Annotated in this window: 20 protein-coding genes; 7 read left to right on the forward strand and 13 right to left on the reverse strand. The window is 73.0% G+C overall.

Annotation, left to right across the window (positions count from 1 at the left end; translation table 11 throughout):
• Positions 1-18 precede the first annotated feature (18 nt).
• Entirely contained in the window at positions 19-813 is a 795-nt protein-coding gene (locus AB0N17_RS15050; RefSeq protein ID WP_366011739.1) for an ABC transporter permease, read from the reverse strand.
• Positions 810-1,817, reverse strand: a complete 1,008-nt coding sequence (locus AB0N17_RS15055) for an ATP-binding cassette domain-containing protein (RefSeq protein WP_366011740.1) — start codon at positions 1,815-1,817, stop codon at positions 810-812. The genes AB0N17_RS15050 and AB0N17_RS15055 overlap by 4 nt, the downstream gene beginning before the upstream one ends.
• Positions 1,818-1,968: 151 nt before the next feature.
• Here AB0N17_RS15055 and AB0N17_RS15060 point away from each other — a divergent pair, with 151 nt between their 5' ends.
• Positions 1,969-4,008 carry an NAD(+) synthase gene (locus AB0N17_RS15060; protein WP_366011818.1) on the forward strand — a complete coding sequence of 680 codons (2,040 nt, stop codon included), beginning with the start codon at positions 1,969-1,971 and terminating at the stop codon, positions 4,006-4,008.
• A 22-nt stretch (positions 4,009-4,030) separates the two neighbouring features.
• On the opposite strand, the gene AB0N17_RS15065 is transcribed toward AB0N17_RS15060, so the two are convergent.
• Together AB0N17_RS15065 and AB0N17_RS15070 are read right to left on the reverse strand one after the other, a co-directional pair.
• Positions 4,031-4,741, reverse strand: coding sequence for a TIGR03943 family protein (locus AB0N17_RS15065; protein WP_366011741.1), 711 nt, complete (start codon positions 4,739-4,741; stop codon positions 4,031-4,033).
• Positions 4,738-5,769, reverse strand: coding sequence for a permease (locus AB0N17_RS15070; RefSeq protein WP_366011742.1), 1,032 nt, complete (start codon positions 5,767-5,769; stop codon positions 4,738-4,740). The genes AB0N17_RS15065 and AB0N17_RS15070 overlap by 4 nt, the downstream gene beginning before the upstream one ends.
• Positions 5,770-5,922: 153 nt before the next feature.
• Between AB0N17_RS15070 and AB0N17_RS15075 the strand changes: the two genes are divergently transcribed.
• Positions 5,923-7,740, forward strand: a complete 1,818-nt coding sequence (locus AB0N17_RS15075; protein ID WP_366011819.1) for an NAD-binding protein — start codon at positions 5,923-5,925, stop codon at positions 7,738-7,740.
• 33 nt (positions 7,741-7,773) lie between these two features.
• On the opposite strand, the gene AB0N17_RS15080 is transcribed toward AB0N17_RS15075, so the two are convergent.
• Positions 7,774-9,579, reverse strand: coding sequence for a prolyl oligopeptidase family serine peptidase (locus AB0N17_RS15080; protein WP_366011743.1), 1,806 nt, complete (start codon positions 9,577-9,579; stop codon positions 7,774-7,776).
• Between the two features lie 83 nt (positions 9,580-9,662).
• On the opposite strand from AB0N17_RS15080, the gene AB0N17_RS15085 reads away from it, so the two are divergent.
• Both AB0N17_RS15085 and AB0N17_RS15090 read left to right on the forward strand, forming a co-directional pair.
• Positions 9,663-10,502 carry a class I SAM-dependent methyltransferase gene (locus AB0N17_RS15085; protein WP_366011744.1) on the forward strand — a complete coding sequence of 280 codons (840 nt, stop codon included), beginning with the start codon at positions 9,663-9,665 and terminating at the stop codon, positions 10,500-10,502.
• Positions 10,503-10,545: 43 nt separating this feature from the next.
• Positions 10,546-11,343 (forward strand): SURF1 family protein, encoded by a 798-nt coding sequence (locus AB0N17_RS15090; protein ID WP_366011745.1) that lies wholly within the window; start codon positions 10,546-10,548, stop codon positions 11,341-11,343.
• A gap of 42 nt (positions 11,344-11,385) precedes the next feature.
• Here AB0N17_RS15090 and AB0N17_RS15095 read toward each other — a convergent pair whose 3' ends face one another.
• From AB0N17_RS15095 to AB0N17_RS15125, 7 genes are all read right to left on the reverse strand, one after another.
• Entirely contained in the window at positions 11,386-12,588 is a 1,203-nt protein-coding gene (locus AB0N17_RS15095) for a hypothetical protein (RefSeq protein ID WP_366011746.1), read from the reverse strand.
• Positions 12,585-13,190, reverse strand: coding sequence for a SigE family RNA polymerase sigma factor (locus tag AB0N17_RS15100; protein WP_366011820.1), 606 nt, complete (start codon positions 13,188-13,190; stop codon positions 12,585-12,587). The genes AB0N17_RS15095 and AB0N17_RS15100 overlap by 4 nt, the downstream gene beginning before the upstream one ends.
• Positions 13,191-13,631: 441 nt before the next feature.
• Entirely contained in the window at positions 13,632-14,690 is a 1,059-nt protein-coding gene (locus AB0N17_RS15105) for an aspartate-semialdehyde dehydrogenase (RefSeq protein WP_366011747.1), read from the reverse strand.
• Positions 14,690-15,961 carry an aspartate kinase gene (locus AB0N17_RS15110; RefSeq protein WP_366011748.1) on the reverse strand — a complete coding sequence of 424 codons (1,272 nt, stop codon included), beginning with the start codon at positions 15,959-15,961 and terminating at the stop codon, positions 14,690-14,692. Before AB0N17_RS15110 ends, AB0N17_RS15105 begins: the two co-directional genes overlap by 1 nt.
• A 201-nt stretch (positions 15,962-16,162) precedes the next feature.
• The gene (locus AB0N17_RS15115; protein WP_366011749.1) at positions 16,163-16,825 is read right to left on the reverse strand and encodes a DUF5063 domain-containing protein; all 663 of its coding nucleotides are present in this window, start codon (positions 16,823-16,825) and stop codon (positions 16,163-16,165) included.
• On the reverse strand, positions 16,818-17,417 hold the full coding sequence (gene recR, locus AB0N17_RS15120; RefSeq protein WP_366011750.1) for a recombination mediator RecR: 600 nt from the start codon (positions 17,415-17,417) through the stop codon (positions 16,818-16,820). The genes AB0N17_RS15115 and recR overlap by 8 nt, the downstream gene beginning before the upstream one ends.
• Before the next feature lie 57 nt (positions 17,418-17,474).
• The gene (locus AB0N17_RS15125) at positions 17,475-17,819 is read right to left on the reverse strand and encodes a YbaB/EbfC family nucleoid-associated protein (protein WP_366011751.1); all 345 of its coding nucleotides are present in this window, start codon (positions 17,817-17,819) and stop codon (positions 17,475-17,477) included.
• Between the two features lie 278 nt (positions 17,820-18,097).
• Between AB0N17_RS15125 and AB0N17_RS15130 the strand changes: the two genes are divergently transcribed.
• Complete coding sequence (locus AB0N17_RS15130; protein WP_366011752.1) at positions 18,098-18,847, forward strand: SLATT domain-containing protein; 750 nt, start codon at positions 18,098-18,100, stop codon at positions 18,845-18,847.
• 34 nt (positions 18,848-18,881) lie between these two features.
• Here AB0N17_RS15130 and AB0N17_RS15135 read toward each other — a convergent pair whose 3' ends face one another.
• The gene (locus AB0N17_RS15135; protein WP_366011753.1) at positions 18,882-20,945 is read right to left on the reverse strand and encodes a protein kinase; all 2,064 of its coding nucleotides are present in this window, start codon (positions 20,943-20,945) and stop codon (positions 18,882-18,884) included.
• Between the two features lie 200 nt (positions 20,946-21,145).
• Here AB0N17_RS15135 and AB0N17_RS15140 point away from each other — a divergent pair, with 200 nt between their 5' ends.
• Together AB0N17_RS15140 and AB0N17_RS15145 are read left to right on the forward strand one after the other, a co-directional pair.
• Complete coding sequence (locus AB0N17_RS15140; protein ID WP_366011754.1) at positions 21,146-22,501, forward strand: aspartate aminotransferase family protein; 1,356 nt, start codon at positions 21,146-21,148, stop codon at positions 22,499-22,501.
• 127 nt (positions 22,502-22,628) lie between these two features.
• Positions 22,629-23,324: a GntR family transcriptional regulator gene (locus AB0N17_RS15145; RefSeq protein ID WP_366011755.1), complete on the forward strand. Its 696-nt coding sequence runs from the start codon at positions 22,629-22,631 to the stop codon at positions 23,322-23,324.
• Positions 23,325-23,409: the final 85 nt, after the last annotated feature.

Consider the following 23,409-nt stretch of genomic DNA (forward strand, 5'->3'; position numbering starts at 1 on the left):
TCGGCGCCGCAGCCGACGTCACCGCCGGGGCTCCCGGTTGAACTGCGCCTTGGACCACAGGTAGCCCAGCACGGTCAGTGCGACGCACCATCCGACCGCCAGCACCGCGTTCTTCGTGCCGATCCCGCTGCCCAGCAGCAGGCCGCGCAGGGTCTCGATGGCGGGCGAGAAGGGCTGGTACTCGGCGAACCAGCGGAACCAGCCCGGCATGAGGCTCACCGGCACGAAGGCGCTGCCCACCAGGGGCAGGATCATCAGCGGCATCGCCATGTTGCTGGCGCCCTCGGCATTGGGGCTGGCCATGCCCATCCCGACCGCGATCCAGGTCATCGCGATGCTGACCAGCGCCAGCAGCCCGACGGCGAGGATCCACTCCAGCGGTGTGGCGTTCGGGCGGAAACCGATGGCGAGGCCGATGGCCAGCACGAGCAGCAGGGACGCCATGATCTGGATCACGCTGCCCGCCACATGGCCGATCAGCACCGACGCCCGGGAGATGGCCATGGTGCGGAACCGGGCCATGATGCCCTCGGTCATGTCGGTGGCCACCGTCACCGCGGTGCCGATCGCGGTGCCGCCGATGGTCATGAGCAGGATGCCGGGGAGCAGGTAGGCGATGTACGCGGAGCGGTCCGCGTGGCCCCCGTTGATGCCGGCGCTCATCACGTCACCGAAGACGTAGACGAAGAGCAGCAGCAACATGACCGGGGTGAGCAGCAGGTTCAGGGTGAGGGAGGGGTAGCGGCGGGCGTGCAGGAGGTTGCGCCGCAGCATGGTGAGGTTGTCGCGGTAGGCGTGGCCGGCGGTGCTCATCGGACGGTCTCCTTGTCGTTGGCGGTGCCGTTGTCGGTGCCGTTGTCGGTGCCGTTGCTCTGGGCCGGTACGGGGCTCGCCGTCAGGGCGAAGAACACGTCGTCCAGGTCCGGGGTGTGCACGGACAGCTCGTCGGCCTCGATGCAGGCGGTGTCGAGCCAGTCGAGGATGGCGCGCAGCTCGCGCTGGCTGCCGTCGCTGGGGATCTGCACGGTGAGCGCGTCGTCGTCGCGGGTGGTCTCGCGCAGGGCGGTCGCCGCCCGCTCGTACGCCACCGGGTCGGAGAACCGCAGCCGTACGTGGCCGCCGGGCACCAGCCGCTTCAGCTCGGCGGCGCTGCCCTCGGCGACGATCCGGCCGTCGTCGAGGACCGCGATGCGGTCGGCGAGCTGGTCGGCCTCGTCGAGGTACTGGGTGGTGAGGAAGACGGTGACGCCGCCGGAGACCAGTTCGCGGATGATCTGCCACATGGTGTGCCGGGAGCGCGGGTCGAGACCGGTGGTCGGCTCGTCGAGGAAGATGATCCGGGGGCCGCCGACCAGGGTCATGGCGATGTCGAGGCGGCGCTTCATGCCGCCGGAGTAGGTGGAGGCGGGCTTCTTCGCGGCCTCGACCAGGTCGAAGCGCTCCAGCAGCTCGGCGGTGACCCGCCGGCCCTCGCTCCTGGAGAGGTGGTGCAGGTCGGCCATCAGGAGCATGTTCTCCTCGCCGGTGATCAGCCCGTCCACCGCGGAGAACTGGCCGGTGACCCCGATGGCCGCGCGGACCGCCTGGGCCCCGGCGGTGAGGTCGTGCCCGGCGATCCGGGCCGCGCCGCCGTCGGCGGGGATCAGGGTGGACAGGATGTTGACCACCGTGGTCTTGCCGGCGCCGTTCGGCCCGAGCAGGGAGAAGATCGTGCCCGTGGGCACCTGGATGTCGATGCCGTCGAGGACGGTCTTGTCCCCGTAGGCCTTGCGCAGCCCGGTGGCCGCGATCGCGTGTGCCTGATCCGTCGTCGTCATGTCCCAGAGCGTGCCGCCGGGGCGGTTCAGAACGGCTTCACCGCGGTTTCAGCCGGTTGCAGGGTGCGTCCCGGCCTGTCCGGGGCACCCGCCGCAGGGGAATTAGGCTTCCTTCTGTACGAGATTCGCTTCGGCTGTGAGGGACGCCGCGTTGAACTTCTGGTCGATCTATCAGCATGGCTTCGCGCGCGTCGCCGCGTGCACGGGCCACACCGTCATCGCCGACCCGACCGCCAACGCCGAAGCGGTCCTGCGCCACGCGCGCCGGTGCGCCGAGGAGGGCGTCGCCGTCGCCGTCTTCCCGGAGCTCGTCCTGTGCGGTTACTCGATCGAGGACCTGCTGCTGCAGGACGCGCTCCTCGACGACGTCGAGACGGCGCTCAAGGACGTGGTCGACGGATCGGCGGACCTGCTGCCGGTCCTCGTCGTCGGCGCCCCGCTGCGCCACCGCAACCGGATCTACAACTGCGCGGTGGTCGTCCACCGCGGCCGCATCCTCGGCGTGGCGCCCAAGTCGTACCCGCCGAACTACCGGGAGTTCTACGAGCGCCGGCAGATCGCCCCGGGCGACGACGAGCGCGGCGGCACGATCCGGATCGGCGACGCGACGGTGCCGTTCGGCGTCGACCTGCTCTTCGCCGCGCAGGACGTCCCCGGCCTGGTCCTGCACGCGGAGATCTGCGAGGACATGTGGGTGCCGGTGCCGCCCAGCGCGGAGGCGGCCCTGGCCGGCGCGACCGTCCTGGCCAACCTCTCCGGCAGCCCGATCACGGTCGGCCGGGCCGAGGACCGCAGGCTGCTGTGCCGCTCGGCGTCCTCACGCTGCCTCGCCGCGTACGTCTACTCGGCGGCCGGGCTCGGCGAGTCGACGACGGACCTGTCCTGGGACGGCCAGACCATGATCTACGAGAACGGGACGCTGCTGGCCGAGTCCGACCGCTTCCCGCTCGGGGACCAGTTCGCGGTGGCCGACGTCGACCTCGACCTGCTGCGGCAGGAGCGGCACCGGATGGGCACCTTCGACGACAACCGCCGCACGCACGCCGCGCGCACCGCCGACTTCCGCACGGTGTCCTTCGAACTCGACCCGCCGGTGACCGACCTGGGTCTCAAGCGCCGCGTCGAGCGCTTCCCGTTCGTGCCCGCCGACCCCGACCGGCTCGCCCTGGACTGCTACGAGGCCTACAACATCCAGGTCGCCGGGCTGCAGCAGCGGCTCGCGGCGATCGGCGGCCCGAAGGTCGTCATCGGTGTGTCCGGCGGCCTGGACTCCACGCACGCGCTGATCGTCGCCGCCCGGGCCATGGACCGCGCCGGCCGCCCGCGCAGCGACATCCTGGCCTTCACGCTGCCCGGCTTCGCCACCAGCGACCACACCAAGGACAACGCGCACAAGCTGATGCGGGCGCTCGGGGTCACCGCGGCCGAGCTGGACATCACGCCGACGGCACGGCTGATGCTGCAGGAGATGGGCCACCCGTTCGCCTCCGGCGAGCCGGTGTACGACGTCACCTTCGAGAACGTGCAGGCCGGCCTGCGCACCGACTACCTGTTCCGGCTGGCCAACCAGCGCGGCGGCATCGTGCTGGGCACCGGCGACCTCTCCGAGCTGGCGCTCGGCTGGTCCACGTACGGCGTCGGCGACCAGATGAGCCACTACAACGTCAACTCCGGTGTGCCCAAGACGCTGATCCAGCACCTGATCCGCTGGGTCATCAGCAGCAAGCAGTTCGACCCGGAGACCGGCAAGATCCTGGCCGCCATCCTGGACACCGAGATCAGCCCCGAGCTGGTCCCGGGCGAGGAGATGCAGTCCACCGAGTCCAAGATCGGCCCGTACGCGCTGCACGACTTCACCCTCTTCCACGTGCTGCGCTACGGCTTCCGGCCGTCGAAGATCGCCTTCCTGGCCTGGCACGCCTGGCACGACGCGCACACCGGCGCCTGGCCGCCCGGCTTCCCGGAGGCCGACCGGGGGGCGTACGACCTCGCGGAGATCCGGCACTGGCTGGAGGTGTTCTGCCGCCGCTTCTTCGCCTTCGCGCAGTTCAAGCGCTCGGCCATGCCGAACGGCCCGAAGGTCTCGGCGGGCGGCTCCCTCTCCCCGCGCGGCGACTGGCGGGCCCCGTCCGACGGCAACGCGCACGCGTGGATGCGGGATCTGGAGCGGTTCGACCTGACAGGGTCCTAGGCGGTCACGGCCTCCTGGGCGGTCAGTTGTTCCAGGTCTCGTCGTACGGGTCGTGCGGCACCGGGACCGGCCTGGCCGAGGTGACCGACAGGTACGGGACGGGGCCGCCGTTCACCGGGTCCCTGGCCAGCCGGGGCGTGTAGCCGCCGGTCACCTCGAGCCAGGCGTCCGGGCGGAGCACCGGGGGCAGCGTGCCGGTCAGGGCGATCTTCACCGGCTGGGCGTCCGCCGCACAGCAGTTGAGGGCCATCCGGACCAGGTAGGGCGCGCCCGCGTGGTCCAGGGCGAGGAAGCCGGTGACACGGACGGGGCGGCCGTGCAGGGAGCGGCCGTGGCCGTAGGCGGCGCGGGAGGCGTAGTCGACGACGGAGAGCGGGACCGGGTCGCCGGCGGGCAGGGGGCCGTAGGCGTACGGCTTCTGCAGGGCCGTGCCGGAGCGCAGGGCGCTGTAGGAGCCGAGGGCCGGCGGGGCGACCAGGATGAGCGCGAGCAGGGGGAGCAACAGCAGCCAGGAGATGCGGGGTTCGGGGTGGCTGTGCTGCTCGTGCCGCCGGGCGCGCCGGCGTTCGTACCGGACCGTCGCCAGCGCGGCCAGGACGAGCACCACGCCCGAGGCCAGCAGCAGCGGCTGCAGTCCCGCCTTGACGTAGCGCAGGTACAGGCCGGTGCCGCCCGCGTGCAGCAGGGCGGCGCCGAGCAGGAACATCACGGCGGCCTGGGCGTGGCGGTTCACAGGAGCACCGTCCCGGTGACGACCGCGCCGGCCACGGCCAGCACGAAGGTGGCGGGGGCGAAGCGGAGCGCGAAGGCGCGGCCGAAGGTGCCGGCCTGCATCGCGAACAGCTTGAGGTCGATCATCGGGCCCACCACCAGGAACACCAGCTTGGCCGTCATCGAGAACTGGGTCAGCGACGCCGCGACGAACGCGTCCGCCTCCGAGCAGATGGACAGCAGGACGGCGAGGACGGCGAGCGCGAGGACCGAGACGAGAGGCTGGCCGGCCGCCGCGCGCAGCCAGGTCGCCGGGGTCGCCGCCTTCAGCGTGGCCGCGGCCGTCGCGCCCAGCACCAGGAAGCCGCCGGCGTGCATGACGTCGTGCCGGACCGAGTTCCAGAACGTCTCCCCCCTGGTCGCGCCCTCGTGCGTGCCGTGGGCCGGCGGGCGCAGCCAGTCCGTGCGGCCCAGCCGCTGCCACAGCCAGCCCATCGCGCACGCCACCAGCAGGCTCGCCAGGAACCGGCCCAGCACCATCTCCGGGTTGCGGGGGAAGGCGACGGCGGTGGCGGTGAGCACGATCGGGTTGATCGCGGGCGCGGAGAGCAGGAAGGCGAGCGCGGCGGCCGGGGTCACTCCCCTGCGCACCAGCGCGCCCGCCACCGGCACCGAGGCGCACTCGCAGCCCGGCAGCACCGCACCCGCGACCCCGGCCACGGGGACGGCCAGCGCGGGCCGGCTCGGCAGGGCGCGCGCGAAGAAGGCCGGGGGGACGAACACCGCGATCGCCGCCGAGAGCAGCACGCCGAGGACCAGGAACGGCAGCGCCTGCACGGTCACCGCGACGAACACCGTCGTCCAGCTCTGCATCAGCGGGGTGCCGAGGGCGCCGCGGATCGGGGACTGGGCGAGCACGGCGAGGACCAGCACGAGGGTCAGCACCAGCGGGGAGCTGAGCCGGCGGCCCTCCGTGGACGGCGGTCCGCCGCGGGGGTGCCCGGGATCCCGTACGTCGGCGCCGGGCGGGGCGTCTTCGGTGATGGCCACGGGCGGATACCTCCGGCTGGTGAGCTGCCTCCCCCTCAGTACGCCGGCCGCCCCGGATACGTTCATCTCCTTGCTGGAACCACCCCTCTCCTTGGGGCACTCTTTCCCCTCGTGGCGAGCGTTCCGAATCAAGTGGGGCCCAGGGCCCCGCACATGGTGGTGTGCGGGGACGACGGACTCGCGTACCGGCTGGCCGCCGAGTTGCGCGGCGTCCACGGCGAGCAGGTCACCCTCGTGGTGCCGCCGAACGAGCGGACGGCCAGACCGCCGGTGGTCGGCCGGGCACGGGCCGCGTCGGCGCTGCTGGACCGGGTGGTCAGCGCGACGGTCGGCCGGAGCGGCGCTCCCGCCCCGCCCACCGCGGCCGGCACGGGCGCCGGCAGCGGTGAACGGGTGCTGGAGGCCACCGAGCTGACCGAGGCCGTGCTCGCCGAGGCCGGGGTGGAGCGGGCCGCCGCGCTCGCCCTCGTCCACGACGACGACGAGACCAACATCCGCGCGGCCCTGACCGCCCGCCGGCTCAACCCGCGGCTGCGGCTCGTCCTGCGGCTCTACAACCGGCGGCTCGGCCAGCACATCGAGGAACTCCTCGACCAGGCGGCCGCGTTGGCGTACGGCGACGGCGAGGAGGGTGCGGAGGCGTCCACCACCGTGCTGTCCGACGCCGACACCGCCGCCCCCGCGCTGGCCGCGACCGCCGTCGCCGGAACCAGCAAGGTCGTCCAGACCGAGGGCGGTCTGCTGCTGCGGGCGGTGGAGCGGCTGCCGTCCGCGGACGGGCAGCTCGCCGGCTCCGGGCTGTGCACGCTGGCCCTGCTGTCGGCCAACGACCCGGCGGGGACGGACGGTTCGGCGGGCGCGGAGCACGAGCCGCGGCTGCTGCCGGACGACGACGAGGTGCGGCGGGCCTCCGGGCGCGGGGCCATCGTGCTGGAGCAGGTGTCGTCGACGGGCGGTCCGGAGTCGGCCGCGCCCGGCCGCGGGGTGGCCGGCGTGCCCTCGCTGTCCTCGCTGTTCTCCCGGCGTTTGCGCTGGTCGCTGGCCGGCATGGTGGGCTGTGTGGTCGCGCTCGCCGTCGCCCTGTGGGTGGTGACCCCGGGGATCCATCCGCTCCGCGCCTTCTACCTCACCCTCCTCGACCTGTTCGCGATCGACGACCCCGCCCTCGGGGCGCCCCTCGGCCGGCAGATCCTGCAACTCCTCTCCGGACTCGTCGGGTTGCTGCTGCTGCCGGTGCTGCTGGCGGCCGTGCTGGAGGCGCTGGGCACCTTCCGCACCGCCTCGGGCCTGCGCAAGCCGCCGCGCGGACTCGGCGGGCACGTGGTGCTGCTCGGCCTGGGCAAGATCGGCACCCGGGTGCTGACGCGGCTGCGGGAGCTGAACATGCCCGTCGTGTGCGTCGAGTCCGACCCGGAGGCGCGCGGCCTCGCGACCGCGCGGCGGCTGCGGGTCCCCGTGGTGCTCGGCGACGTCACCCAGGAGGGCGTCCTGGAGTCCGCCAAGATCCACCGGGCGTACGCGCTGCTCGCGGTGACCAGCGCGGACACCACCAACCTGGAGGCCGTGCTGTACGCGCGCAACGTACGGCCCGACCTGCGGGTGGTGCTCCGGCTGTACGACGACGACTTCGCCACCGCCGTGTACCGGACCCTGCGGGCCGCCTACCCGCAGGCGCTGACCCGGAGCCGGAGCGTCACCCACCTGGCCGCGCCCGCCTTCGCCGGGGCGATGCTCGGGCGGCAGGTGCTCGGGGCGATCCCCGTGGAGCGCAGGGTGCTGCTGTTCGCCGCCGTCGACGTGGCCGGGCACCCGCAGCTGGAGGGGCGGACCGTGCGGGAGGCGTTCCGCGCCGGATCCTGGCGGGTGCTGGCCGTGGAGGGGCGGGCCGACACCTCCCCCTCCCATGTGCTGGAGAAGGGGGACCGGGTGGTGGTGGCCGCCACCCGGCGCGGACTCGCGGAACTGCGGTGACGGCCCGGCACTTGCCCCCCGGGGATGCCCCGGCTAGCCCGCCAGGTGCCGTCTGGCGAAGTCCAGCTCCAGCCCCACCTGCTTGATCCGCTCGTCCACCACCAGGGAACCGTGGCCCGCGTCGTACCGGTACACCTCGTGCACCGCGCCCCGCGCCTCCAGGCGCTTGACGTAGTTGTCGATCTGGCGGATCGGACAGCGGGGGTCGTTGACACCCGCCGAGACGTAGACCGGGGCCTTGACCCGGTCGACGTACGTCAGCGGGGAGGACGCCTCGAAACGGTCGGGGACCTCCTCGGGCGTGCCGCCGAGCAGGGTGCGGTCCATGGCCTTCAGGGCCTCCATCTCGTCGTGGTACGCGGTGACGTAGTCCGCGACCGGCACGACCGCGATGCCCACCGCCCACGCCTCCGGCTGGGTGCCGAGCCCGAGCAGGGTGAGGTAGCCGCCCCAGGAGGCGCCGGTGAGGACCAGCCGGGCGGGGTCGGCGAGGCCGGAGGAGACCGCCCACTCGCGCACCGCGGCCACGTCCTCCAGCTCGATCAGGCCGACCCGGTGCTTCAGGGCGTCGGTCCAGGCGCGGCCGTAGCCCGTGGAGCCGCGGTAGTTGACGCGGATGACCGCGTAGCCGTGGTCCACCCAGGCGGCCGGGCCCGCGGCGAAGGAGTCGCTGTCGTGCCAGGTCGGGCCGCCGTGCAGGTCGAAGACCGTGGGGAGCGGGCCGGTGACGCCGGCCGGCCGCTGGACCAGGGCGTGGATACGGCCGCCCGGCCCCTCCACCCAGGCGTCCTCCACCACCACCGACGGCGGGCAGGTCATGCCGGGAGGGTCCAGGACGACACCGCCGGAGGTCGAGCGCACCGCCGGGGGCTCGGCGGCCGACGACCACAGGTACTCCACGCTGCCGTCCGGGCGGGCCGTGGCTCCGGAGACCGTGCCCGGCGGGGTGGGGATGCGGGTCAGCTCCCCGGCCGCCAGGTCGTACCGGAACAGCTCGCTGCGGGCCTCGAAGCCGTGGACGACGAGCAGGGCCGAGCCGTCCGGGTACCACTCCGCGCCGACGTCGCCCGGCAGGTCAAGGGCGAGGTCCGTCTCCTCGCCCGTGGCCACGTCCCACACCAGGGGCTCCCAGCGGCCCCGGCGCTGGTGGCCGATGAGCAGCCGGGTGTCGCCGTCGACGGGGGCGAAGCCCAGCACCTCCAGGCCCAGCTCCTCGGTGCCGCCCCGGGTGTCGTCCAGCTCGGCGACCGCCGAGCCGTCCGGGCGCAGCACGCGCAGCGCCGCGTGCATGGCGTCACCGTGCTCGGTGTGCTCGACGGCGATCAGGGTGCCGTCGTGGGAGAGGTCGCCGACGCCCGCCGACTCGCGGTGCCGGTAGATCTCCACCGGGTCCGCGCCCTCGCGGGCGAGGTGGAGGGTCGTGCCCTCGTCGTCCGTGGAGCGGCCGACGACCGCCGTCAGGCCGTCACGGGACAGGGCCAGGCCGGCCGGATAGGAGGGGTCCAGGCCCGGCACGGCCGGCTCGTCCGCCCCGCCCGCGAAGGGCTGGCGGCGCCAGATGCCGAACTCGTCGCCGTCCTTGTCGTCGAACCACCAGATCCAGGCGCCGTCCGGGGAGAGCACGCCGTCCGTCGTGCCGTTCGGCCGGTACGTCGCCTGCCGCTGCTCGCCCGTCGCCCGGTCCCAGGCGTACAGCTCGTACGTGCCCGTCGCGTTCGAGACGAACAGGGAGCGGTCCGGTGCGTCCTCGGCCCAGTCGGGCAGTGACACCCGCGGCGCCCGGAAGCGCCTCTCCCAGTCCGGCATGTCCGGTGTGTCCGGCGTGCTGCTCTCACTCATGGCCCCAGTCATGCGCCCATACTGCCTGGCCGCGCCGACAATTGGGTGGCGGGTGTGCGCAGCCTGTGGATAACTTTCCGATCATGACCACACCGACCACATCCGCGTCCGTCCCGGAGGGCTGGCGCGAGGACAACCGGGCCATGTGGGACGAGCGTGTGCCCGTCCACGTCGCCGGTGAGTACTACGACCTCGACGGCTTCCGGGCCCACCCGGACGTGCTGCGGGACTTCGAGACGGCCGAGGTCGGGGACGTCACCGGCAAGTCGCTCCTGCACCTGCAGTGCCACCTCGGCACCGACACCCTCTCCTGGGTCCGCCGGGGCGCCGCCCGCGTCGTCGGCCTGGACTTCTCCGCCCCGGCCGTCGAGGCGGCCCGCGCCCTAGCCGCCGGCCTCGGCCACGGGCCCGAGTGCGCCGCCTTCGTCACCGGTGACGTGTACGACGCGGCCGGGACCGTGCCCGAGCCGTCGTACGACATCGTCTACACCGGGCTGGGCGCGCTGTGCTGGCTGCCCGACATCCGCCGCTGGGCCGAGACCGCGGCCTCGCTCGTGGCGCCCGGCGGCTTCCTCTACCTCGCCGAGTTCCATCCGCTCACCGAGTCCCTGGACGACGAGACCGGCACCCGGGTTGTGCGCGACTACTTCCGCCGGGAGGCGGCGGTGTGGGAGGAGCCCGGCAGCTACGCCGACCGGGGCGCCGCCACCGTCCACAACCGCAGCGTGGAGTGGCAGCACACCCTCGGCGACGTGGTCTCCGCGCTCGCCGCGACCGGGCTGCGCATCGAATTCCTGCACGAGCACGACGTGTCGCTCTTCCCGCGCTTCGAGAACTTCGAGGTGCGCGACGGCTACCACCGCTTCCCGGCGGGCCATCCGCGCATCCCCCTGATCTACTCCCTCAAGGCGACCAAGGGGTGACCCGCGGGCGGGCGAGCGGCACCGGAGCCGTACCGTGGAAGGCGTGTACCGGTTTCTGCTGACACCCCGCTGGTGGGGCATCAACGTCTTCGTGCTGCTCGCCATCCCCTTCTGCGTCTTCATGGGGTCCTGGCAGCTGAGCCGGTTCGAGGGGCGCGTGCACGCCAGTGACGCCGCGACCGAGCAGGCCTCCTCCGGCCGGCACGGGACCGCCCGGCCGCTGGACTCGATGCTGCCGGTCGACCAGAGCACCTCGGGGCGCCGGGTCACCGCCAGCGGCCGGTACGGCAAGCAGCTGCTGGTGCCCGGCCGGCGGCTGGACGACAGGACCGGTTTCTACGTCCTCACCCTGCTGCGCACCGACTCCGGCAGGGCCCTGCCCGTGGTGCGGGGCTGGCTGCCGGGCACCGCGGACGCGGCGAAGGCCCCGGCGCCGCCGGCCGGTGAAGTCACCGTCACCGGTGCGCTGCAGGCCTCCGAGACCCCGGGGGACAACGGGGTCAGCGCCCAGGGCGGGCTGCCCGCCGGGCAGACGGCGGCGATCAGCGCCGCCTCGCTGGTGAACCTGGTGCCGGACCGGCTCTACGACGCGTGGGTCACGCTCGACACGGCGGACGCGGGGATGAAGGCCGTACCGGCGACCGCGCCCGCGGGCACCGGACTGGACCTGAAGGCGTTCCAGAACCTCGGCTACACCGGGGAGTGGTTCGTCTTCGCGGGCTTCACGGTCTTCATGTGGTTCCGGCTGCTGCGACGCGAGGTGGAGTACCAGCGGGACGCCGAGCTGGGCCTGGTCCGGCAGGAGCCGGAGCCGGAACCGGAGCCGGTCGCCGGCGCCTGACCGGGGCCGCCCCCGGGCCTACCCCCTGGGCCGCCCCCGGGCCTACGCCCCCGCCAGTACGCCGGTGTAGTAGACGGTCCCCGCGCACTCGCCCGGCACCACCGCGGTGGCCGACGGGGAGCCGTCCGCGGCCGTGTGGGTGATGGAGACGCTGCCGTCGGCCGTGCCGTCCTCCGTCATCAGCTGGGTCGTCGTGCCCGACGAGGTGCTGCCCGTGTCCGCGCCGTCCGTGGCGCCCGGGTCCTGGCTGGTGCTCGGGTCCGGTGACGGGCCGCCCGTGTCGGAGCCGCCGGTGCTGCTGCCGCCGCCGCTGCCGGTGGTGGGGCAGGTCTCGGACGGCACGAACGCGAACTTCTCCAGGTAGGCCGCTCCGGGCTGCAGGACCAGTCCGGAGACCTCCAGGGAGGGGTCGGGCAGGCTGGACGCCGCGTCCCCCGCCACATGGCGGGTGGCGGTGATCTTCGCCGGGTCGGCGGCGCCCTGTGCGGTGGGCGTGACGGTGCCCGGGCCGGAGACGGTGCAGGCGGCGGAGGAGACGTTCACGACGCGGAAGGTGCCGTAGACGATGCCCGCGGTGTCGGGGGCGTCGGCGCTGCCGGTGGCGGAGCCCAGCTGGGCCGCCGTACACAGCGGGACGCCCGTGGCCGTGGTCGCGGACGGGTTGGCGCCGCCGGTCGCGCCGGTGCCGCTGCCGCTGGTCCTGCCCTTGTCGCCGCTCTTGCCGGGCTCCTTGTCCGGCTTGACGCTCGCGCTGCCGGCGCCCTTGTCGCCGCCCGTGTCGGCGCCCTTGTCCTTGCCCGGGCCGGTGCCGCCCTGGGTCTGCGAGGACTGGCCGGCCATGGCGGTGTTGGGGTCGGAGCCGCCGGCGCCGGACACGTGCACCAGCGCGGGGATCGCGGTGCCGACGAACAGGGCGGCGGCGGCCATGCCGACGGCCGCCTGCCGCTTGCGGGCCCGCCGGGCGGGGACGGCCCTGCGCAGGTGGTCCAGGGTGCCGGTGCGCGGCTGGACGTCGTCGACCGCGGAGTGCAGCATCCGCCGCAGGGCCAGTTCGTCCGGGGCGAGCCCGGTGTCCGGCTCCTCGGGGCCCTGCTCGTCGGGGCCGTGGTTCACAGTTCCGTTCCCAGCGTGCGATGACATGTGCTCGTGCTCGTGACTCTTCGTCGGTTCGTGCCAGGCGAAGGGCTCGTGGCGTTCGTGGGAGGGCCGTTCACCGGAACCGCTCCCGTCGGCTCGCTCGCTCATGCCGGTGCCTCCATGGCCACCCGCAGCGCGGCGATGCCACGCGAGCCGTACGCCTTCACCGAGCCCAGCGATATCCCGAGCGTCTCGGCGACCTGGGCCTCGGTCATGTCCGCGAAGTAGCGCAGCACCAGGACCTCGCGCTGGCGGCGCTGCAGTCCCTTCATGGCCTTGATGAGTTCGCGGCGCTCCAGCTGGTCGTAGGCGCCCTCCTCCGCGCTGGCCATGTCCGGCATCGGCTTGGACAGCAGCTTCAGGCCGAGGATGCGCCGGCGCAGCGTGGACCGGGAGAGGTTGACGACGGTCTGCCGCAGGTAGGCGAGGGTCTTCTCGGGGTCTCGGACGCGCTTGCGGGCCGAGTGCACGCGGATGAAGGCCTCCTGGACGACGTCCTCGCAGGAGGCCGTGTCGTCGAGGAGGAGCGCCGCGAGGCCGAGCAGCGAGCGGTAGTGCGCCCGGTAGGTCTCGGTGAGGTGGTCGACCGTGGTGCCGGTGGCCTCGGTCGCCGCGGTGGCCGCGGTGTCGTCGGAGCCGTCACGCTGGCTGGGTATGCGGGCGGGCCGCGCTGCGGGCATGGGCGCGATCACCGGCATGCCGCCGGCCATACCCGGCGTACGCGGCCGGAGCGCCGCGCGGGGCGGCCGGAAGGCCGCGGTGCCGCGGGCCGCACTGAGTTCGAGTACCTCTGCCACGCCAGTTGGACACGTCTCCCCCCGAAAGGGTTGTACGTGCCGGGCGTCACATGTGCGACAACCGACGGTGCCTCAAGTGCCGTCATGCGTCCCGCTCTTCCTTTATGTCCCGTGTGAACGGGCGTCCCCACGCCCAGTTCACGGCGTCCCCGCGCCATGCGTCCCCAGGCCCCGGAAGGGCGACCGCAAAGACGCTCCCCGCCCTGCGCGCGGTTGCGCGGGGCGGGGAGGAAAATCCTCTGTCGTCTTCAGGCCTGGATCAAGTGGTTTGGACCATGCTTCCGACCACACTCTTACGGAGATCCTACAAATGGATCCGCTCCCAGCCGGGTTCTTTTCGGCACGGGGCCCGGCTCAGCAGAACTCCGCCGCCACCAGCTCCGCGATCTGCGCCGAGTTCAGAGCGGCCCCCTTGCGGAGATTGTCCCCGCACACGAACAGCTCCAGCGCGGTCGGGTCGTCCAGCGCCCGCCGCACCCGGCCGACCCAGGTCGGATCGGTGCCCACCACGTCGGCGGGGGTGGGGAACTCACCGGCGGCCGGGTCGTCGCACAGCACCACCCCGGGCGCGGTGGCGATGATCTCCCGGGCGCCGTCGACCGTCACCTCGCCCTGGAACCGGGCGTGCACCGTCAGCGAGTGCGTGGTGATCACCGGCACCCGTACACAGGTCACGGAGACCGGCAGCTGCGGCAGGCCGAGGATCTTGCGGGACTCGTCGCGGACCGTCATCTCCTCCGACGACCAGCCGTCCTCGCGCAGCGACCCGGCCCACGGGACGACGTTGAGCGCGACCGGCTCCGGGAACGGCCCGGTGCTGTCCCCGACGGCCCGCCGCACGTCCCCGGGCTTCGTCCCCAGCTCGGTCCCGGCGACCAGGGACAGCTGGGCCCGCAGCGCCTCCACCCCGGCGTTCCCGGCCCCGCTCACCGCCTGGTACGACGACACCACCAGCTCGCGCAGCCCGAACTCGGCGTGCAGCGCGCCCAGCGCGACGATCATCGTCAGGGTGGTGCAGTTGGGGTTGGCGACGATCCCGCGCGGGCGGGTCCGCACCGCGTGCGCGTTGACCTCGGGCACCACGAGCGGCACGTCGGGGTCCAGACGGAAGGCGGCCGAGTTGTCGACGACGACCGCGCCGCGCGCGGCGGCGACGGGCGCCCACTCGGCGGCGACCTCGTCCGGCACGTCGAACAGCGCGATGTCGACCCCGGCGAAGGCTTCCTCGCTCAGGGCCACCACCTCGACCTCCTCCCCGCGCACGGCCAGCTTGCGGCCGGCCGAGCGCGGAGAGGCGATCAGACGGATCTCACCCCAGATGTCCGCGCGCTGGGACAGGATCTGGAGCATGACCGCGCCGACGGCTCCGGTCGCTCCCACGACCGCGAGCGTCGGCCTGCCGGTCAGTGCCATCAGCGGCCCGTGCCTCCGTAGACGACGGCCTCGTCGGTGTCGGAGTCGAGCCCGAAGGCGGTGTGCACGGCACGGACGGCCTCGGACACGTCGTCCTTGCGGGTGACGACCGAGATACGGATCTCCGAGGTCGAGATCAGCTCGATGTTCACGCCGGCGTCGGACAGCGCCTCGAAGAAGGAGGCGGTGACCCCCGGGTTGGTCTTCATGCCCGCGCCGACCAGGGAGATCTTGCCGATCTGGTCGTCGTAGCGCAGCGAGTCGAAGCCGATGCCCGGCCGGTTCTTCTCCAGCGCGTCGATGGCCTTGCGGCCCTCGGTCTTCGGCAGCGTGAAGGAGATGTCGGTCAGCCCGGTGGAGGCGGCCGACACGTTCTGCACGACCATGTCGATGTTGATCTCGGCATCGGCGATGGTACGGAAGATCGCGGCGGCCTCACCCGGCTTGTCCGGCACGCCGACGACCGTGATCTTGGCCTCGGAGGTGTCGTGCGCGACACCGGAGATGATGGCCTGCTCCACCTTCTGGTCCCCAATCGGCTCACTGCTGACCCACGTGCCCTGAAGTCCGCTGAAGCTGGACCGGACGTGGATCGGGATGTTGTAGCGGCGGGCGTACTCCACACAGCGGTGGAGCAGCACCTTGGAGCCGGAGGCGGCGAGCTCCAGCATGTCCTCGAAGGAGATCCAGTCGATCTTCTTCGCCTTCTTCACCACGCGCGGGTCGGCGGTGAACACGCCGTCCACGTCGGTGTAGATCTCGCAGACCTCGGCGTCGAGAGCGGCGGCGAGCGCCACGGCCGTCGTGTCGGAACCACCGCGGCCCAGCGTGGTGATGTCCTTCTTGTCCTGGCTGACGCCCTGGAAGCCGGCGACGATCGCGATGTTGCCCTTGTCGAGCGACTCGCGGATCCGGCCCGGCGTGACGTCGATGATCCGGGCTTTGTTGTGGACCGAGTCGGTGATGACGCCTGCCTGGCTGCCGGTGAACGACTGGGCCTCGTGGCCCAGGTTTTTGATCGCCATGGCCAGCAGGGCCATGGAGATACGCTCTCCGGCGGTCAGCAGCATGTCGAATTCACGCCCGGCAGGCATCGGAGAAACCTGCTCGGCGAGATCGATCAGCTCGTCCGTCGTGTCGCCCATCGCGGAAACGACGACGACAACCTGGTTGCCGTTCTTCTTCGCTTCCACGATCCGCTTGGCGACGCGCTTGATGCCCTCGGCATCGGCTACGGAGGAGCCTCCGTACTTCTGCACGACAAGGCCCACGTGCGCTCCTCGCTCGGTTCGTTTATGTCGGCTCAGTCTATCGAGCGTCCGAATTCCACCACCGTGCTCCCGCATGGTGAGACATCGTCCGCTCGGACTCGACCCCTGCCCAGGGATCGGCGTACCACGCGAAAAGTGCCCCGGGTCACAATGCCCGGGCCGCGCGATCGGGTCACGTGAGCGCGTCGCGTGTCCGAGCCGCTACTTGCCCGGCCGGATCCCCAGCGGGCCGCCGATCTCCTGTGCCATCACCCGGCCGGCCTCGAACTCCAGGGTCTCGTCGCCCAGGCCGGGCTGGTCGGTGTCGAGGCCGTCCAGCTCCTCCAGGGGCTGGTTGAGGCGGACGTGGATGAGGACCGACTGCAGCGCGCGCAGCACCGCGGAGGCCGTCGGGCCCCAGTTGGAGAAGTAGGAGAACTGCCACCACCACAGGGCCTCCGTGGTGCGGCCCGCGCGGTAGTGCACCATCCCGTGACGCAGGTCGGTGATGATGTCGGCGAGGTCGTCGGAGAGCCGGGCCGGCACCGGGGCCGTGCGGGGCGCGTAGGGGTCGAAGACCTCCGAGTAGACGTCGACGGGGTCCAGCAGCCGGGCGAAGTTCTCCCGCAGCGCGTCCACGTCCGGCTCCGGGCCCGGGTCGGGCTCGTAGCGCTCCTCGGGGACGATGTCCTCGTGGGCGCCCAGCCGGCCGCCGGCCAGCAGGAGCTGGGAGACCTCCAGCAGCAGGAAGGGCACCGCCGATTCGGGCTCGTCGCCCTTCGCCACCTCGGTGACGGCCACCAGGAAACTCTCGACCTGGTCCGCGATCTGGACCACGAAGTCGTCCGGGTTCTGCGACGAGTCGTGCAGCGTGGCGTCAGACATCTAGGAGTCGTCTCCCCTCGAAGGCGCGGCCGAGGGTGACCTCGTCCGCGTATTCCAGGTCGCCGCCCACCGGGAGGCCGCTGGCCAGGCGGGTGACCTTCAGGCCCATGGGTTTGATCATGCGGGCGAGGTACGTGGCCGTCGCCTCGCCTTCGAGATTGGGGTCCGTGGCCAGGATCAGCTCCGTGACCGCGCCGTCGGCCAGCCGGGCCAGGAGCTCCCTGATGCGCAGATCGTCCGGGCCCACGCCCTCGATCGGGCTGATGGCGCCGCCGAGGACGTGATAACGACCGCGGAACTCGCGGGTGCGCTCGATGGCGACGACGTCCTTCGGCTCCTCGACCACGCAGATGACCGAGGGATCGCGCCGGGCGTCACGGCAGATGTTGCACAGCTCCTCCTGCGCCACGTTGCCGCAGGTCGCGCAGAAGCGGACCTTCGCCTTGACCTCCAGGAGCGCCTGCGCGAGCCGCTTCACGTCCGTCGGCTCCGCCTGCAGGATGTGGAAGGCGATGCGCTGCGCGCTCTTCGGACCGACGCCGGGCAGCCGCCCCAGCTCGTCGATGAGGTCCTGGACCACGCCTTCGTACACCGGAAACTGCCCTTCCTGGAGACCTTGCGGTACGTACGGTAGTTGCCCGGGGCCCGCTTAGAAAGGCAGACCCGGAATGCCGGTGCCGCCGCCCAGCCCCTGGGCCAGCGGGCCGAGCTTCTGCTGCTGCAGGGCCTGCGCGTTCTCGTTGGCCGCCTGGACGGCCGCCACGATCAGGTCGGCGAGGGTGTCGGTGTCTTCGGGGTCGACCGCCTTCGGGTCGATCTTCAGCGCCCGCAGCTCGCCCGCACCGGTCACGGTGGCCTGCACCAGACCGCCGCCGGCCTGCCCCTCCACCTCCGTGTTCGCCAGTTCCTCCTGCGCCCGCTGCAGGTCCTGCTGCATCTTCTGGGCCTGCTGGAGCAGCTGCTGCATGTTGGGCTGGCCACCACCGGGGATCACGATCAGCTCCTGCCTCGTCGGCGTTCTTCGTCGCTCTTCAACGTCGTACGCGGGTCGTTTTTCTCCGTCGGAATGAGCCTACGTGGTCCACGCGGCCATCGCCGCGCCACTCTTTCGAGTGAGAATCCGGGCCGTCCTATACCTGATCAAGGCCCTCTTCCGAGCGGAAAAGCGGGGAAAGCTCCCTCTCCGCCACCCATTGGGCGGTAGGAAGGGGGCCGCGCAACGGCATGGAATGTCACGCAACGTGACCGGTCGTGATCAGTAGGGAGTGCCGGGTGGGTCAGCCGGAGATGCAGCCCGAGGGTCCGCCTCAGGACGGGCGGGGCGAGGGTGCGGCCGGGCTGCGGCCGGGCGATCTGACCGGGCGGTCCTTCCCGCTCGGGGACTGGGGCGAGCCCGCCGAGCGGCTCGACGAGCTGTACCGGTGGGTGGAGCGCGGGGCGCTGGAGACGACCTCCTGGTATCTGCGGGACCGGGTGTGGAAGCGGCGCGGCGCCCAGGTGCTGCGGTGCGGCACGGCGGCCGGCGCGGTGGGCGGACTCGGCCTGCCCCTGCTCGACCTGGCGGGGGCGGCCGACGGGGTGGCGCCCTGGGGGTGCCTGGCCCTGCTCCTCGCGGCGGCCTGCGTCGGCGTCGACCGGTTCTTCGGGGTGACGTCCGGCTGGATGCGGGACGTGGCGACCGCGCAGGCGGTGCAGCGGCGGCTGCAGGCACTGCAGTTCGACTGGGCCTCCGAGAGCGTCCGTGAGGTGCTGGGCCCGGCGGAGGGCACGGCGAGCGAGGCGGCGGAGCGGTGCCTGGGGGTGCTGCGGCGCTTCTCGGAGGACATCACGGAGCTGGTGCGCGCGGAGACGACCGACTGGATGGTGGAGTTCCGCACCGGTTCGGCACCGCTGGGCATCCAGGCGGCGGTGGCGTACGTCCCCCGCCAGGAACAGGCGGGCGCCCCGGGCCGCTTCCCCCTCCCCCCGGCGAACGGCTCCCGCCCGAACATGCCCCGGCAGCGCCCGCCGGAGCCGCGCTAGCACGGCCGACGGCCGGCCCGGCCTCGCGGCGGGCTCACTGCTTGCTGTACGTCAGGCTCTCGCCGCCGCCGGTCTTCGCCCGCTTCAGGCTGCCGTCCGGGAGCAGGGTCACCTCCGTGGCATCGCCCGGGGTGCAGGAGGAGGCGGGCTCGCCGGTGGTCACGGTGGACGGGCCGATCCGCAGCGGGCCGTTCCCGCCGGGCCGCTCCGCGAGCCTGGCCGCGAAGACACAGTGGTACGTCCCCCCGCCCTCGGTGGGCCCGTCCGCGACCAGCGTCAGCACCGTGTCGCCGACCTCGCCCTGCCGGATGGTCAGCTCACGGGTGTTGGTGCCGTTGGCGTTGTCGATCGTGGTCTGCCAGGTACCGAGGTAGGCGTCCGGGACCGCACCGTCCGAGCCGGTGGACGAGGCCGGGGCCGGTGAGGTCGGCGTGGCGGTGCCGGGCGGTGCGGAGGTCGCCGAGGGCGCGGTACCGACCGTGCCCCCGCCCTTGTCGTCACCGCCGCCGTTCTTCATCAGCGCGTACACCGAGCCGCCCGCGCCCAGCGCCACCACCAGCGCGATCACGACGAGCAGCGCGGTGGACCGGCCGTTGCGCCGCTCGGGCTCCCGCGGCACCCCGACGGCCGTCGGCCCGTACGGCGGGGTGGAGCCGAGGCCGCCGCCGTAGGGGTGGTACGGCTGCGGGTGCGCCTGCGGGGGGTACGGCTGCTGCGGGTACGCCTGCTGCGGGTGGCCGTGCTGCGCGTACCCCTGCTGCGGATAGCCGTAGGACCCGGACCCGGGTGCCCCGAATCCGGGAGCCGCCGGAGGTGCCGCGGGCGGCGGCGTCTGCCCGGCCACGACGGTGGGAAGGCGATCGACCGCACCGCCCGGCGCCGGCCCCGCCGGCGGGGCCGGCACGCCCCCGCCCCCTCCGTCCCGGACGGCGGCGTGCTCGACCGCCCCACTCCCCGAAGCCGCACCCGCGCCGCCCCCGTTCCCGGAAGCCGCGTCCGCGCCCGCACCGGCCCGCTGCCCGGAAGCCGCACCGGCCCCGTTCCCCGAAGCCGCACCGGCCCCGTTCCCGGCCGCCGCGCCCGCCGACGGGGAGGGCCCGCCGCCGGGGCCGCCCGCACCCGGGGCCGCGCCCGCGCTCGCGCTCTTCCCCGGCGAGGCCCCCGCCTCGCCCTCCGGATCCTCCACCTCCAGCAACTGCACCGCGTGCCGCCCCAGCTGGGCCACCAGCACCCCCGGCAGCCACGGATCACGGGAGCGCCCCCCGGCCACCGTGTCCCCCGCCCCGCTCAGCTCGAGGATCGTCTCCAGCGAGGGCCGGGCCCCGGGATCCTTGCGCAGGCAGCACCGCACCAGATCGGCGATCCCCTCCGGGACCCCCGTCAGATCCGGTTCCTCCTGGGCGATGCGGAACATCAGCGCGTGCACACCGCTGTTCGCGGCTCCGAAGGGCAGCGCCCCGGTCGCCGCGTACGCGAGCACGGAGCCGAGGCAGAACACGTCGCACGCCGGCGTGATGCGGTCCCCCCGCACCTGCTCGGGCGCCATGAACCCGGGCGACCCGACCAGCGACCCGGTCCGGGTCAGCCCCTCGCCGCCCGCCGAGGTCGTCTCCAGCGCCCGCGCGATCCCGAAGTCGATCACGCGGGGCCCGTCGATGGTCACGAGGACGTTCGACGGCTTGAGGTCGCGGTGCACGATCCCGGCCGCGTGGATGTCCTGCAGCGCGTGCGCGAGCCCGGCGGCGAGGATCCGCACCGACCGCTCCGGCAGCGCCCCGTGCTCCCGGCCCACGACCTGCTGCAGGCTCGGTCCGGCGACGTACCCGGTGGCCACCCACGGCACCGCCGCCTCGGTGTCCGCGTCCAGCACGGGCGCGGTCCAGTACCCGCCGACCTGCCGGGCGGCCTGCACCTCCTGCCGGAAGCGCGCCCGGAACTCCTCCTGCGCGGCGAGCTCCTCGCGGACCAGCTTCACGGCGACGGTACGGCCCCGGTCCGAGCGGGCCAGATACACGTGCCCCATGCCGCCCGCGCCGAGCCGCGCCAGCAGCCGGTAGCCCCCGATCTGCTGCGGATCCCCCGGCCCCAGCTTCTCCATGGCGCCCTGCCTTCCCCCCGGTCACGCAACCCCTGCGTGTCCAACGGACCGAGAATAGTGCGGCCGTACCGGGTGCCGCGTGGGACGGCGTCTACGGTTGCGTAACAGGTGTTCCCTGGACAACCTGTCGTGGAATGCCCCCGTCCAGGGAACAGGACGCCGATAGGCCGTCCGCATCGCGGACATTTACCCTCGCCCGCATGACCCCTCAGCCGAATCCCGAAGCCGGTGCCGCAGTGAAGGCCGCGGACCGTGCGCACGTCTTCCACTCCTGGTCCGCCCAGGACCTCATCGACCCGCTCGCCGTCGCCGGCGCCGAGGGGTCCTACTTCTGGGACTACGACGGCAAGCGGTACCTCGACTTCACCAGCGGGCTCGTCTACACGAACATCGGTTACCAGCACCCCAAGGTCGTCGCGGCCGTCCAGGAGCAGGCGGCGACGATGACGACGTTCGCGCCCGCCTTCGCGATCGAGGCGCGCTCGGAGGCGGCCCGGCTGATCGCCGAGCGGACCCCCGGCGACCTGGACAAGATCTTCTTCACCAACGGCGGCGCCGACGCCGTCGAGCACGCCGTCCGCATGGCCCGGCTGCACACGGGCCGCCCCAAGGTCCTCGCGGCGTACCGCTCGTACCACGGCGGCACCCAGCAGGCGATCAACATCACCGGCGACCCGCGCCGCTGGGCGAACGACAGCGGCACGGGCGGCGTCGTCCACTTCTGGGCGCCGTTCCTCTACCGCTCCCGCTTCTACGCCGAGACCGAGGAGCAGGAGACGGCGCGGGCCCTGGAGCACCTGGAGACGACGATCGCCTTCGAGGGCCCGGGGACGATCGCCGCGATCATCCTGGAGACCGTCCCGGGCACCGCCGGGATCATGCTCCCGCCGCCGGGCTACCTCGCCGGGGTCCGGGAGCTGTGCGACAAGTACGGCATCGTCTTCGTCCTGGACGAGGTCATGGCCGGCTTCGGCCGCACCGGCGAGTGGTTCGCGGCCGACCTGTACGGTGTCGTGCCCGACCTGATGACCTTCGCCAAGGGCGTGAACTCCGGTTACGTCCCGCTCGGCGGTGTCGCCATCTCGGGTGCGATCGCCGAGACCTTCGGCAAGCGGCCCTACCCCGGCGGCCTCACCTACTCCGGGCACCCGCTGGCCTGCGCCGCCGCCGTCGCCACGATCAACGTGATGGCCGAGGAGGGCGTCGTCGAGAACGCCAGGAGGCTCGGCGAGACGGTCGTCGGCCCCGCCCTCGCGGAACTGGCCGAGCGGCACCCGAGCGTCGGCGAGGTGCGCGGTGTCGGCATGTTCTGGGCGCTGGACCTGGTGAAGAACCGGGAGACCCGCGAGCCGCTGGTGCCGTACAACGCGGCCGGCGAGGCGAACGCCCCCATGGCCGCCTTCGCGGCCGAGGCCAAGAAGAACGGGCTGTGGCCGTTCGTGAACATGAACCGGACGCACGTGGTGCCGCCGTGCAACGTCACGGAGGCCGAACTGAAGGAAGGCCTCGCCGCCCTGGACGCCGCGCTGACCGTGGCCGACAACTACACGGCGTAGCCGTACCGCGGCTGCCGCCGGGGCGCTGCGAACGCGTAAGGTGACGTGCTCGTAAGACATAGGTACCCGCGTAGATCACGGGTACGACGCACGAGTACGTCACCGACGTGGAGGAGGGGCCCCGCCCATGCCCGGCATCGGCGCTGTGACGCGCAGCACCCTGCGCCAGCAGATCGCGGACGCGCTCCGTGACGAGGTGCTGGCCGGGCGGCTGCGGCCGGGCCGGGCGTTCACGGTCAAGGAGATCGCCGATCAGTACGGCGTCTCGGCCACCCCGGTCCGTGAGGCGCTGGTCGACCTGTCCGCGCAGGGCATCCTCGAGGCCGACCAGCACCGCGGTTTCCGGGTGCCGGAGTACTCCCTCGCCGACTACCGGGACATGATCGAGGCCCGCAGCCTGGTCACCGACGGCATGTTCCAGGCCCTGGGCGCGGGCCACCCCGCCTTCCGCACCCCGCCGGAGGACCCCCGCACCGCCACGGCCCTGGCCACCGTGCGCCGCCGCGGCGAGGAGGCCCAGCGGGCGGCGGCGGCCGGTGACCTGACCATCCTCATCGGCTACGACCTGCGCTTCTGGCGGGAGCTGAGCGCCCTGTTCGGCAACCCCTACCTCGCCGACTTCCTGCACCGGCTGCGCGTGCAGTCCTGGGTCTGCGCGGTGCAGCACCTGCTCCGCCTCCCCGACCTGCGCGGCCGTCTGTGGGCCGGGCACACCGAGCTGGTCGACGCGCTGGCCCGCCGCGAGGCCGAGGCCGCCCGCCGCATCGTCGCGTCCGCCAACGCCCACTCGCTGGCCCTGCTGGAGGGCCTGTCCCGGGACTGAGCGGTAGCGGCGCGGACGAGAGGGTATGGGACCCGCACCGCACCGACTACGCTGCTTTGACCGCTTGCCGTGTGAGGAGCCCTCT

Origin of the sequence: Streptomyces sp. NPDC051133 (assembly GCF_040682635.1) — a bacterium.
GTDB lineage: Bacteria > Actinomycetota > Actinomycetes > Streptomycetales > Streptomycetaceae > Streptomyces.

Coding starts and splice junctions, on each gene's coding strand:
- AB0N17_RS15050 (WP_366011739.1), bottom strand. CDS start 813: ATGAGCACCGCCGGCCACGCCTACCGCGACAACCTCACCATGCTGCGG.
- AB0N17_RS15055 (WP_366011740.1), bottom strand. CDS start 1,817: ATGACGACGACGGATCAGGCACACGCGATCGCGGCCACCGGGCTGCGC.
- AB0N17_RS15075 (WP_366011819.1), top strand. CDS start 5,923: ATGGTGGTGTGCGGGGACGACGGACTCGCGTACCGGCTGGCCGCCGAG.
- AB0N17_RS15080 (WP_366011743.1), bottom strand. CDS start 9,579: ATGAGTGAGAGCAGCACGCCGGACACACCGGACATGCCGGACTGGGAG.
- AB0N17_RS15085 (WP_366011744.1), top strand. CDS start 9,663: ATGACCACACCGACCACATCCGCGTCCGTCCCGGAGGGCTGGCGCGAG.
- AB0N17_RS15095 (WP_366011746.1), bottom strand. CDS start 12,588: ATGAGCGAGCGAGCCGACGGGAGCGGTTCCGGTGAACGGCCCTCCCAC.
- AB0N17_RS15100 (WP_366011820.1), bottom strand. CDS start 13,190: ATGGCCGGCGGCATGCCGGTGATCGCGCCCATGCCCGCAGCGCGGCCC.
- AB0N17_RS15105 (WP_366011747.1), bottom strand. CDS start 14,690: ATGGCACTGACCGGCAGGCCGACGCTCGCGGTCGTGGGAGCGACCGGA.
- AB0N17_RS15115 (WP_366011749.1), bottom strand. CDS start 16,825: ATGTCTGACGCCACGCTGCACGACTCGTCGCAGAACCCGGACGACTTC.
- AB0N17_RS15135 (WP_366011753.1), bottom strand. CDS start 20,945: ATGGAGAAGCTGGGGCCGGGGGATCCGCAGCAGATCGGGGGCTACCGG.
- AB0N17_RS15140 (WP_366011754.1), top strand. CDS start 21,146: ATGACCCCTCAGCCGAATCCCGAAGCCGGTGCCGCAGTGAAGGCCGCG.
- AB0N17_RS15145 (WP_366011755.1), top strand. CDS start 22,629: ATGCCCGGCATCGGCGCTGTGACGCGCAGCACCCTGCGCCAGCAGATC.